We start from the raw sequence: 12,413 nt of genomic DNA on the forward strand, positions 1-12,413 counted from the left end.
AAATTCGACTGTCGGGAACGATAAGCATAACGGGAACTGTTCAGACGAAGGAGCTGTTTTTTATGATTCAGATTATTGGCATTACCTATGAAAATAAATTAGAAGGAAGTAGTTCCTTAAATAATGTCGATATAGGTAAGTTTAAATGGTACTGGGTTGATTTTAGTGAACCGACAGAGGATGAAATCACACATCTTACTGAAACATTTCATTTTCATCCACTTGCTGTGGAGGACTGCATTCACCGTTTACAGCGACCAAAGCTTGATTATTATGAAAATCATGCCTTTTATGTCACACATATTTTACGCATTGAGGAGAAAGAAATCGTAAAAGAAGAGCTTGATATGTTTGTTGGTGATGCTTCCATTGTCACCTTCCATTTCTCACCGACAATGGAAGTTTCGCAGGTGTGGAGCAATTTATTATCCCATCAGCATGCCGAAAAATGGGATCCATATTATGTGTTTTATCATATACTTGATAAGATTGTTGATAATTATTTTCCGCTTATTTACAGCTTAGAGGATGAACTTGATAAGATTGAAGATAATACGCAAAATATTTCGATGAACGATTTAATGGAGGAGCTTTTTGATGTAAGGTATATGCTGCTGAATTTAAGGCATACTGTGCACCCGATGCGTGATTTATTATACCGGATGCTTAACTCTCATCATTTAGGCGGAATTAAGGAACGTAGAGAGTATTTTTCCGATATTTATGATCACTTGTTAAAGCTCTCAGAGATGGTGATGTCAAACAGAGAAATGACGGCAGATATACGCGACAGCTATTTGTCTTTGAACTCCCATCAAACAAATAATGTGATGAAGGTGCTCACCATCATTACCTCGATATTTTCCCCATTAACATTCATTGCTGGTATTTATGGAATGAACTTTAAGCATATGCCAGAATTAACCTGGCATTATGGCTATTATATTTCTCTTGCCTTCATGGCTGCAATGGGAGTAATGATGATATTGTGGTTTAGAAGGAAGGGCTGGTTTAAATAACAGAGTATGGATGATGCCTTCGCACATTATTGCAGGCATCTTTTTTTTATAAGCATGGAAGAGAAGCATGCAAAAATCGAAGAAAACGCGGACGATCTATGGGTTTATTTCCCTATATTCTTTTGAACAGCTTTCAAAAAATGGTAGATTTACTATATAATATAACCGTACAAACCTTACTAGCAATAGAGAGGAAGCGATGCAAGTAATCTATAAATCACTGTTTTTTATACACTAATATCTGTTATTTTGCACACTTATGCCACCATTTTTCATTACACTAAAAGAAAGCAGAAAATTACATATTTTTGAAAGCGCTTCAAAACTAATGAAATATGGGAGGTAGCACAATGTATCATTTTGTCGCGAATGGGATTTACCGATTTTGTGAATGGGTAACAAGGCTTGCTTATCTTAATCTACTATGGGGACTGTTTACACTTTGTGGTTTGGTTGTATTTGGGATTGGACCATCTACTGTTGCTATGTACAGTGTATCGAGACAATGGCTGCTTGGTAACACAGACATCCGCATTTTCTCCAGCTTTTTTGCCGCATTTAAACAGGAATTTCGGAAAGCAAATTTGCTTGGATTTATCCTGCTTGGCTTAGCGGCTATTTTTTATGTGGACTTCAAAATCATAGAATCTATGAACGAAGAAACGTCCGTTATGGCCATTATTTTATTAAGCCTGCTGCTTGTGTTCACTGTGCTGCTATTATTTGTATTTCCCGTGTACGTGCACTATGATATTCCCTTGGTCAGCACCTTTAAGTATGCTTTTCTTATCGGCTTCTCAAAGCCATTTCATACACTTGGCTTAGTGGCGGGCGGTATTGGTGCCATTTTCGTCAGCTTGCTTCATGTTACCGTCATTATTTTCTTTAGCGGCAGTTTGTTTGCAGTAATAACGACTGCATTTGCACTTAAAGCCTTCCAAAGCATCAGCAGCCAAACAGGCAACCAAGAGGCCCGCCAATAATTTTTAAGGTAAGGGAGCTTTCACATGAAAAAAACTTGGTCCAAATTAATAGCAACCTATCAAAATTCCAAGCTTAATGTTAAGCTCTTAATCCGTATCACGCTGTTGATGGTTGTCACCCTTGCACTTGTGTTAATTGGTTTGCAATATGCCTTCTCACTTTATGATGAACAAATATATGCTAAATCGTCGCAGGTGTTAATGATGTCGTCTAACAGCATTGAAGAACAGCTCGAACGAGTAGAAGAGGCAAGCTTTAATATTGCGGTAGATCCGCAAATCCAATCTGCCCTGCAAGAGCTGCAAGGCAATGTAACACACTATGATATATACCGGTTAGAACAAAAGTTAGAGGAAGAATTGGCCAGTTATGTCAGTTCAGAGAAATATATTCACTCTATCTATATATACGATTCGAGCGGCCGAGAGTTTCTAGCAGGCTCCAGCTCCAAACCGCTTGGTGAAAAGGAAAAGCGTCTGGCTTTATATCAAGCAGATAAATATGAAGGCAAAAATTATTGGATGGAAATGGACGGTGTAAATGAACTTTTAACATCTGTCCGTCTTCTTCGCTCCTATGAGAACTTAAATTTCGAAAAATTAGGTAAATTAGTAATTCGAGTTAACCTAGATAAAATTGTCACAGGCCTTCCTTTATCACAAGGAGAGGCAGGAGGCAATATTATCATCTCCAATAGTAATCAAGTCTTTTATTCACAGAAAGAAAGGGCTGGTTTAACAGAATATAATTTCCATTCTAAAAAAGGGCAGGGCTATGGCATCGAAAAAATAAATGGAGAAAGATATTTTGTTAATCATATTGCCACTAATTTTGAAGACTGGACTTATTGGAACGTCATTCCCTTTAACGCTATGTTTTCAAAAATAACAGTAGTCAAATATTCGATGATTCTTATTTTCAGCTTGTTATTTATTTTGTTAATTTCGATTGGATTCGAGTTTTTAAAAAGAATTACTAACCCAATTGAGGGGCTTGCGACGACGATGCAGCAGGTACAAAAAGGTGACTTTATGGCAGTCCAAGCACTTAAAGTAGATGAAATGCCTGTTGATGAGGTAGGAACCCTTTATCGTAACTTTAAAACGATGGTTCAGCGCATTGATGAACTGATAAAGGAAAACTTCTCTAAGCAATTACTCGTAAAGGAAACAGAATTCAAGGCATTACAAGCACAAATCAACCCGCATTTTCTTTATAATACGTTGGAATCGGTCAACTGGCTTGCCAAAACAAACAAGCAGCAGCAAATTTCCAATATGGTTGAGGCACTTGGACATTTAATGCGTAATTCCATTAACTTCAATGAAGATATTATTACAGTGGAAAAGGAGCTGGAAATTGTCCAAAGCTATTTGACTATTCAACATTATCGTTTTGGAGATCGCCTTGAATTTCAGATGGATATACCAGCATCTGTAATGTGTGTTTCTATCCCGAAATTGACTCTCCAGCCGCTTCTGGAGAATTCCTTTCAGCACGCAGTCGAGCCTTCGCTGGAAATGTCGATTATTAAGCTTGAAGCAGTTGTTGTAGATAAGAATCTGCACATCCGGGTTGAGGATAATGGCCCAGGGATTGATCCTAATACACTTCAATACATAAAAAAAGGCATTATTAAACCGAAAGGCACAGGAATTGGTCTAAATAATATTGATACACGCATTAAATTAGGATTCGGTGAACAGTATGGGTTACAAATAGAGAATCTTAATGAGAAAGGGACAGCTGTAACAGTCATTTTACCTATTACAAAGGGGTGTTAGAGATGACCTATAAAGTATTATTGGCAGATGATGAAAGAATTATTGTAGAGGGTATTTCGAGTGTGATTAATTGGAGCTCTTTAAATACAGAGCTTGTGGCAACGGCGAGGAATGGAATTGATGCATACGAAAAAATATCGACCTGTAAACCGGATATTGTTATAAGTGATATTAAGATGCCTGGAATGGATGGAATCGCGCTTGCAAAAAAAGTTCATGAGGATTTTCCATCCACCAGCTTCATTCTTCTGTCAGGCTTTGGAGAGTTTGAGTATGCAAGGAAAGCGATGCTGTATGGTGTTAAAAATTACTTGTTAAAGCCATGTAATGAAGAGAAAATAACAGCTGCCCTTCAAGACATCATTAAGGAGCTTGAAGCGAAAAAGCAACAGCAAGAAAAATTTCTGCTTTTAGAGGAAAATTTAGAAAAAATCCAACCTTTTATGAAAGCACAGCTATTGTCAGAGCTCTTCACAGGAACTGGAGATAAAACGGATTTCTCCCGTTATGAGCATCTATTTGCCATTACAGATCGCATGCAGCAAGTCATGCTTGTGCTTATTGAAATGGAGGGTGACGTAACTTATGAGCATTTATCATCAATAGTTGAAACTGCTTCAGACTTTTTGCCAAATCTTGTTCTCCATACAGTGATTGGTAAGCATGCCATTCTCATAATGGATACAGAGACAGGGATAGAGGAATCTAAAAACAAGATTATAGCCATGCAAAGAGAGCTAACTTTTCGTCATTGTGTCGAAATGACAGTCGCACTAAGCGGACCAGCTCCTGTTGAGACAGTGAAAACCTTATATAATCTGGCACTTGAGTACATTGGTCACAAGTTTTATGTAGGGATAGGCAAAATCATAACAAATACAGATATTTACCCGCAAACAGCACAAAAATGTTCCACAAAGTTTGTGATGGACGAACAGCCTGTTTGTCTCATGATTAAAGCTGGAAGTGAGGACGAAGCCCATAAAGAGCTAGATAACCTATTTGAACGAATGGGTCGGGAGCGGCTTGGCATTCATCAGACTAAATCCTATTGTATCCAGCTTTACAAAACGATTATTCAAACGGTTGATAAACAAAAACAGCTTGACTTGCATGCAGGTACTGCCGAGCTGCTGGCCATGAAGACGGTTCAGCAAATGAAGGAATACTTAGATACGGTAGCCACGCTACTTGCGGAAAAAAACAAAGCACGCCTAAAGTCCAAGCAATCGTCTGTAATTAGCAAGGTAATCGATATTATTGAAACACATTTTGCTAATCCTGAGCTGTCTCTTAAAAATGTGGCAAATGAGATGCTTTATATGAATCCGGACTACTTAGGCAAATTATTTAAACAAGAGACTGGAGAACGGTTTTCTGCCTATTTGACTAAATGGAGAATTGAAAAGGCTATTGCCTATATTACAGATGTGGAAGATGTCAAAATGGTGACCTTAGCCGATCAGATTGGCTTTGGTGACAATCCACAATATTTCAGTCAAGTATTCAAGAAATATACAGGCTACACACCTTCAGAATATCGAAAAACCTTAAACGAAATATGAAAGCGTTTTAATCACCTCTGTTATTTACACATCGAAGTCTGTTTTTTTCATTACGAATCCGGTGAAAATGCATTAAATTAAGGATGTAAGCACTTTCAATAAAGGAGGGCAATTTATGAAGAAGCTTGGCATTATAGCGTTAAGTTTTATCTTGCTTTTTTCTTTGGCAGCATGCAGCTCAAGCGGTAAAGAGACTTCAGGCGGAAAAGACGACAAAATCACTTTGCGTGTAGCATGGTGGGGCGGACAGCCAAGGCATGACTACACAATGAAGGTAATTGAAATGTACGAAAAGGCGCATCCGAATATAGAGATAGAAGCGGAGTTTGCCAACTTTGATGATTATTGGAAAAAGCTAGCGCCAATGGCTGCAGCTAATCAGCTTCCTGACATCATTCAAATGGATACAGCTTATCTTTCTCAATACGGAGAAAAAGGACAGCTTGAGGACTTAACAAAGTATACAGAGGACGGAACGATTGATGTCAGCTCGATTGATGAGAATACCATTTCTGGCGGGAAAATCGGCGATAATCTATATGGCTTTAACCTAGGCTCTAACGTACTGTCTGTTATTACAAATGATGATATGTTAACAGACTCTGGTGTTGAGCTTAATGATGAAGCTTGGACATGGGATCAATTCGTGCAAATGGCAACAGATGTGCAAAAATCAACAGACAAGTACGGCACAAATGGCATGAACCCGGCAGATGTCTTCTTCCCATATTATTTAAGAACACAAGGCGAGCGCTTCTACAATGAAGCAGGCAATGGTTTGGCCTATAAAGATGACCAGCTATTTGTAGACTATTTCAACATGCAGCTGGATTTAGTTGATGCAAAGGCATTCCCAACACCAGATGTGCAAGCACAGGTTAAAGGACTCGAAGATGACTTTATCGTCAAGGGCAATGCGGCAATGACTTGGAACTGGTCGAACCAATATTTAGGATTTGCTCAATTAACAGATTCACCGCTTTCGTTAAATCTTCCACCAGAGCAAGCAGATAATACGGCTTTATTCCTGAAGCCAAGCATGTATTTCTCTGTTCCAAAAAGCTCAGAGCATAAAGAAGAAGCAGCTAAATTTATTGATTTCTTCGTGAACGATGTGGAAGCAAACAAATTAATCAAAGGCGACAGAGGTGTACCTGTTTCTTCTAAAGTCATAGAAGCAATCAAGCCAGAATTGACGGAAGAAGAGACAAAAATCTTTGAATATGTGGAAAGGGCTTCTCAAAACGCAAGCAAGGCTGATCCACCTGACCCACTAGGCAGCGCCGAAGTGATGAAGGCACTAAAAGATGTATCAGAACAAATTCTGTTCAAGAAAATCACTCCTGATGCAGGGGCAAAAACGTTCCGCACAAAAGCAGAAGAAATATTAGCAAGAAACAAGTAAGGCAAGAAGGGAGGAATTACATGTTCCTCCTTTCCTGCTAAGTTCCGTAGAGGAGTTGAACCGCATGAAAAAACGGCTCGCAAGTGAAAATCTGGCAGGCTATGCATTTATATCCCCGTTCATTATCGGTTTTATGGCATTTACCATTATTCCAATGGCCGTTTCCTTGTACTTATCCTTTACAAGCTACGATTTATTTTCAACACCAGTTTGGATTGGCTTGGATAATTTCAAGGAAATGTTCACAGGAGATGAAAAGTTTTGGCAATCTTTGAAGGTAACCTTTACGTACGTATTTGCAGGCGTGCCACTCAGGCTGATTTTCGCGCTGATTGTCGCCATGCTTCTCAATAAGGCTTCTAGGGCAGTCGGACTTTATCGCACCCTTTTCTATCTGCCTTCCATTATCGGAGGAAGTGTTGCTGTTGCGATCATGTGGAGAAACATTTTCGGTAATGAAGGAACACTGAATGCCCTGCTGTTTTTCTTTGGTATTGATAAGAAAATCCTTTGGTATCAAGACCCGACAAAAGCGTTATGGACACTGATTTTCCTTGCTATTTGGCAATTCGGTTCCTCGATGCTGATCTTTTTGGCAGGCTTAAAAAACATTCCGCCTTCCTATCATGAAGCGGCAAATGTAGATGGTGCTAACAGATTTCAAGTTTTCTTTAAAATCACGCTGCCACTATTAAGCCCAATTATTTTCTTTAACCTTGTGATGCAGACGATTTCAGCCTTTATGACATTCACTCCAGCATACATCATCACAAAGGGGGAAGGTGGACCGCTTGATGGCACACTTCTATATTCCCTGTATATCTTTCAAAAGGCGTTTAACTTCTTTCAAATGGGCTATGCATCTGCGATGGCATGGGTGCTGCTCGTCATTGTTGGTATATTAACACTTATTTTGTTCAAAACGTCTAAATTCTGGGTTCATTACGAATCGAAGGAGGATTAATCACATGAAAACAGTCACTAAAGATACGGGCCCAATCATGACTGATCCGGTTATATCGTATAAGACTCCTCGTTTTAAGGCTAGAAAGTGGATTTATCACATTCTTACAGGCGGATTCGCACTAATTATGCTCTATCCAATTATCTGGCTATTAATGAGCTCCTTTAAAGAAAGCTCACAAGTGTTTATAACAGCCCATTCCCTTATCCCAAAGCCGTTTATTTGGAGCAACTATGCAGCAGGCTGGGAGGGCATTGCAGGACAGTCCTTTGGTGTATTCATTAAAAACTCCCTTGTGATTGTCGGCTTGTCCACAATTGGTGCCGTCGCTTCATCCGCTCTGATTGCGTATGGTTTTGCGAGAATTCAGTTTAAATGGAAAGCATTTTGGTTCGCCTGTATGATGGTGACGATGATGCTTCCACATGAAATCATCATGATTCCTCAATACATTATTTTTGCCAAGCTAGGCTGGCTCAATTCCATTAAGCCAATTGTTATTCCACAGTATTTTGGTCATGCGTTCTTTATTTTCCTTATGGTTCAATTCATTCGCAATATTCCGCTTGAGCTTGATGAAGCGGCCAGAATTGACGGATGCGGCAGATTCAGCATTTTTTACCGAATCATTTTACCGTTGATTACACCAGCACTTGCGACTGCAGGTATCTTCTCCTTTTACTGGAAATGGGAAGACTTAATCAACCCTGTCCTTTATTTAAACAGTCCAGAGAAATATCCGGTTTCCCTTGCCTTAAAGCTTTTCCTTGATTCGGAAACAGCCTCTAACTGGGGTGCGATGTTCGCGATGTCTGTCGTATCACTGTTGCCAGTTGTCCTTATCTTCTTCTTGTTCCAAAAGTATATTGTCGAAGGTATTAGCACGAGCGGATTAAAATAATTAGGAGGAGTGAAATTATGCCAGCACTTGTTTTTGATGAAAACAGTGTCCTTGAAGCGATAGATGCTGTTGTTAGTAAGACGTTTCAAATGGATTTTAATTGGGATTGGCCAGCAGGTGTCGCTTTTTACGGGGTGGCAGAAGCGTATGAGGCGACCGGAAAAGTAGAGTATCTTGATCTCTTAAAAAGCTGGATGGATGAAAGACTGGAGGATGGACTGCCTAAGCTGTCTGTCAACGGTGTTTCCATGGGGCATGCACTTCTTTCCCTTTATACGGCCACAAATGAACAAAAATACTTAGATACCGCCCTTCAGCTTGCCGAATTTTTGCAACAGGATGCAGAGCGTTTTGGTGATGGCATCCTCCAGCATACAGTTAATTCAACCACTTATATCTTTCATGAACAGGCATGGGTGGACACGATGATGATGGCAGGCCTTTTTTTGCTAAGAATCGGCAAGCTTACAGGGAATATTGACTATTTCAACGATGGACTGCGCCAATATCATGGCCATGAAGACGTACTTCAAGACCCATTAACGGATTTATACTACCACGGCTGGGATAATATCGAAAGATCGCATATGTCTGGGGTATTTTGGGCAAGAGGCAATGGCTGGGCAGCACTTACGATGGCAAAGGCCCTTGAATTGATTGAAGTAACACATCCATCCTTTATGATCATCGATGGCTCACTAAGGGACCAGTTAAGTGCATTAGCAAGACTGCAGGATGAAAACTCAGGTCTTTGGCACACAGTTCTGACTGATTCTAGCTCCTATCTAGAAGTATCTGGCTCCTGCGGCATATTAGCTGCTTTATTAACACGAGGCTCTTTATACAACAAGTATACACAAAAGGCAATTCCAAGTATTTTAGAGCGTATCACAGAAGAAGGCAAGGTAATGAATGTGTCTGCAGGTACTGCCGTTATGGATGACACGTCAGGCTATAAAGCAGTCCCGTTCAAACGGATTCATGGCTGGGGACAAGGCCTTGCTCTTGTTTATCTCTCCCAGCTCTTGAAAAGCTCGAAGCGTGTGTATGCTTAACGTTTTATCGATTGAATAAAAGGAGGCAAAAGGGGTGAATACGAAGAAAATCCGCCTTTTTATTGCTGGTGACTCAACAGCTGCAGCCTGCCCTGCATATGAAGCGCCAATGGCAGGCTGGGGACAAATGCTGCAGCCTTTTTTGGAGAAAGTAGAAGTATGTAATGAAGCGATGGGAGGAAGGAGCTCTAATAGTTTTATAGAGGAAGGCAGACTTGAGACAATAAAAGAAAGAATCGCTGCAGGCGATTATCTGTTTATTCAATTCGGGCATAATGACCAAAAATCCTATGGAACCAATCCATTTACTACCTATCAAGCGTGCCTGAACAAATATGTAGAAGCAGCACAAAGTAAAGGAGCATTCCCTGTTTTCTTAACATCTGTAAACAGACGGAAATTTGGTGAGGATGGGAAGCTGGTAAATACACTTGGCGATTATCCAGATGCTATGCGTCAGTTGGCAGCAAAAATAGATGTCCCGCTCCTTGATTTACATGTCAAAACGAAAGATCTGTACGAAGGCTATGGTCCGGAAAAATCGAAGGAGCTGTTTGTTTGGCTGGGCGCAAAGGAGCATCCAAATTATCCGGAGGGTCTGCAGGATGACACCCATTTTTGCACAATAGGCGCCTCTGAAATTTGCAGGCTCGTTCTAGAAGGAATGAAAGAACTTGGGTTAAACATTAGTTAGCATAATTAATATCCAGAGATTAGATTGGAGTGAATGACAAACATGGCAAAAAAACTGTACCATGGTGCGGCTTATTATCCTGAGCTATGGGATGAAAAGACGATACTTACAGATATCCGCCTTATGAAGGAAACAGGGATAAACGTCGTTCGGATTGGGGAGTTCGCCTGGTCAAAAATGGAGCCCATAGAAGGAGAGATAGATCTTACTTTTTTCCGGCAGATCATTTCCTTACTAAACGAGAATGGTATTGAGGTCATTATGTGCACACCAACGGCAACTCCGCCAATATGGATGTCTGACAATCATCCTGAGCGAATGTATGTGGATGCAGACGGCAGAACAATGATTCATGGCTCCCGTCAGCATATTTGTACGAATAATCCCTATTTCAGAAAGCGTGCAGCAATCCTCACCAATGAGCTTGCTAAAGCTTTAGGCGATATGCCTGGTGTTATTGGCTGGCAGCTAGACAATGAATTTAAATGCCATGTTGCCGAATGTATGTGTGCTACATGCAAAGAGCAATGGCATAAATGGCTCGAACATCGTTATCACAATGTGGAGCAATTAAACGATGCCTGGGGAACAGATATATGGAGTGAATATTATCATCATTTCGAGCAGGTGCCGCAGCCTGGCCCTGTACCGTTTTTGCATAATTCCTCCTTAAAAACGATGTATCAGCTTTTTTCAACAGAAGCAATAGCCGAATTTGCCGAAGAACAAGCAGCAATTATCCGCGAGCATTCACAATTACCAATCACTCATAACAGCACCATCATGTTCGCTGTCGACAATGAGCGCCTCTTTCAAAACCTTGATTTTGCTTCTTTTGACACTTACGCTCCAGCAGCGTCTTATTTTTCCTACTTGTTCAATTGTGATTTATGGCGAAACCTGAAAAAAGGCAAGGATTTTTGGATTATGGAAACAAGTCCATCCTACAGCGCTTCCCTTGAAAGCTATGCGACCCCGCATCCGAAGGGCTACTTGAAAGCAGAAGCGGTAGCAAGCTACGCTCTGGGAGGAGCAGGGTTTTGCTATTGGCTGTGGCGCCAGCAACGAGCTGGATGCGAACAGCCGCATGGCTCGGTTATAAGTGCATGGGGAAAACCGACTGTCGGTTATGAGGAGGTATTAGAGACAGAAAAAGCTCGGATTGCCATTGAGCCATTCATAACAAGCACCCGTCCTCTTCAAGCAGAGGTCGCGATTACCTATTCGGACAGAGCCAAAATATTTCTAAACACAGAGCCTCATAAAGGCTTGCATTATAAAGAATTGATAACCGACATTTATAAGCATACTTTAGCTGCCGGAATACATCGTGACCTGCTGCCAGAAGGCGCAGAACTAAGTGGCTACAAGCTGCTGCTTACCCCTTTTGTTCCTTATTTGTCAGATGATTACATAAACAGAGCGAAAGCATTTGTAGAACAGGGCGGAGTTTGGATTGTTGGACCGATGACAGGCGGCAGAACAGAGCATCACACGATTCATACAGATGCTGCTTTAGGAAAATTAGAAGAGCTTGCGGGAATGGAGACAGCTTTTACCTTCCCTATTGAAAACACTGGCTCTGTTGGAGAAGCATACGGCTTAACAGCTCGTTTAGGATTATGGAGTGCTGTTTTTGACGGGAAGGATGCCAAGGTGATCGGCACAATAAAAGGCGGTCTTGTTTGCGGGAAAGCATTTTTAACAGAAAAACAGCTTGGAAAAGGCAAGCTTGTAATGCTTGGCTCCCTGCCAACAGGTGAAGAGGGCAGCAAAATGCTCACTGAAATGATTCATACCTATGCAAGGGAGGCAGGAGTATTAGCAGACATCAAAGCTACGGAAGGAACAATTGTAGCACCAAGAGAACAGGACGGCAGGAAATATTGGATTGTTGTCAATATGGATGGAAAAGGCGGGAGTGTTACTGTTCCGCAAGCTGTTAGGGATTGTATCACACAGGAGAACATTCCTGCAGGAGAATGGAAGCTAGGGAAATATGACTATCGAGTCTTACAATCTATATAGAGGAGAATAAAAAC

The 12,413-nt window shown here is 40.8% G+C and carries 10 protein-coding genes; all 10 read left to right on the forward strand.

The annotated features are described in order from the left end of the window. The first annotated feature begins 62 nt into the window (after positions 1 to 62). The 10 genes from corA to EM808_RS22365 all read left to right on the forward strand — a co-directional run bounded on the left by corA (position 63) and on the right by EM808_RS22365 (position 12,399). The gene (gene corA / locus EM808_RS22320; RefSeq protein WP_127740937.1) at positions 63 to 1,019 is read left to right on the forward strand and encodes a magnesium/cobalt transporter CorA; all 957 of its coding nucleotides are present in this window, start codon (positions 63 to 65) and stop codon (positions 1,017 to 1,019) included. Positions 1,020 to 1,369: 350 nt separating this feature from the next. Continuing rightward, on the forward strand, positions 1,370 to 2,002 hold the full coding sequence (locus EM808_RS22325) for a YesL family protein (protein ID WP_164849746.1): 633 nt from the start codon (positions 1,370 to 1,372) through the stop codon (positions 2,000 to 2,002). Positions 2,003 to 2,026: 24 nt separating this feature from the next. Then, the gene (locus EM808_RS22330; RefSeq protein ID WP_235856688.1) at positions 2,027 to 3,787 is read left to right on the forward strand and encodes a cache domain-containing sensor histidine kinase; all 1,761 of its coding nucleotides are present in this window, start codon (positions 2,027 to 2,029) and stop codon (positions 3,785 to 3,787) included. A gap of 2 nt (positions 3,788 to 3,789) precedes the next feature. After that, positions 3,790 to 5,352 (forward strand): response regulator, encoded by a 1,563-nt coding sequence (locus tag EM808_RS29685; RefSeq protein WP_127740941.1) that lies wholly within the window; start codon positions 3,790 to 3,792, stop codon positions 5,350 to 5,352. A gap of 115 nt (positions 5,353 to 5,467) precedes the next feature. After that, entirely contained in the window at positions 5,468 to 6,757 is a 1,290-nt protein-coding gene (locus EM808_RS22340) for an ABC transporter substrate-binding protein (RefSeq protein WP_127740943.1), read from the forward strand. A gap of 64 nt (positions 6,758 to 6,821) precedes the next feature. Further along, positions 6,822 to 7,721 (forward strand): carbohydrate ABC transporter permease, encoded by a 900-nt coding sequence (locus EM808_RS22345; protein WP_127740945.1) that lies wholly within the window; start codon positions 6,822 to 6,824, stop codon positions 7,719 to 7,721. 127 nt (positions 7,722 to 7,848) lie between these two features. Beyond that, positions 7,849 to 8,622: a carbohydrate ABC transporter permease gene (locus EM808_RS22350; RefSeq protein ID WP_375545207.1), complete on the forward strand. Its 774-nt coding sequence runs from the start codon at positions 7,849 to 7,851 to the stop codon at positions 8,620 to 8,622. Between the two features lie 17 nt (positions 8,623 to 8,639). Next, positions 8,640 to 9,677, forward strand: coding sequence for a glycoside hydrolase family 88/105 protein (locus tag EM808_RS22355; RefSeq protein ID WP_127740947.1), 1,038 nt, complete (start codon positions 8,640 to 8,642; stop codon positions 9,675 to 9,677). 34 nt (positions 9,678 to 9,711) lie between these two features. After that, positions 9,712 to 10,371, forward strand: coding sequence for a rhamnogalacturonan acetylesterase (locus tag EM808_RS22360; protein ID WP_127740949.1), 660 nt, complete (start codon positions 9,712 to 9,714; stop codon positions 10,369 to 10,371). Positions 10,372 to 10,413: 42 nt separating this feature from the next. Continuing rightward, positions 10,414 to 12,399 (forward strand): beta-galactosidase, encoded by a 1,986-nt coding sequence (locus EM808_RS22365; protein WP_127740951.1) that lies wholly within the window; start codon positions 10,414 to 10,416, stop codon positions 12,397 to 12,399. Positions 12,400 to 12,413 lie beyond the last annotated feature (14 nt).

It is taken from the genome of Niallia taxi, from assembly GCF_004005475.1.
GTDB lineage: Bacteria > Bacillota > Bacilli > Bacillales > Cytobacillaceae > Niallia > Niallia taxi.